Origin of the sequence: Bacteroides caecigallinarum (assembly GCF_016901995.1) — a bacterium.
Lineage (GTDB): Bacteria > Bacteroidota > Bacteroidia > Bacteroidales > Bacteroidaceae > Phocaeicola > Phocaeicola cellulolyticus.
The window spans coordinates 1-294 of the sequence record NZ_JACJLE010000190.1 but is presented as its reverse complement, the minus strand read 5'-3'; the positions used below and the strand labels follow the sequence as shown (position 1 = coordinate 294).

Annotated in this window: 1 protein-coding gene; it reads left to right on the top strand. The window is 39.1% G+C overall.

What is annotated here, in order from left to right:
* A partial coding sequence (locus tag H6A61_RS15580; protein ID WP_204394815.1) for a PD-(D/E)XK nuclease family transposase occupies positions 1 to 294 on the top strand: 294 nt, incomplete at both ends.

Below are 294 nucleotides of genomic sequence, written 5' to 3'. Positions count from 1 at the left end.
CGGAAAACTCAAAAGGAAACCTAATCCTGATTGAAGTGCAGAACAACAACGAATATGCCTACTTCCAAAGAATGCTTTTCGGTACATCAAAACTGGTGACTGAATACATAAACAGAGGAGAAGGATACGACAAGGTTAGAAAAATATACAGTATAAATATCGTCTATTTCACTCTCGGACACGGAAAGGACATTGTTTATCATGGAAAGACTGAATTCCGCGGAATTCATACTAACGACATTCTGGAACTGAGTCCGTTCCAAAAGCAGACATTCAAGGTAGATGAAGTAAGCC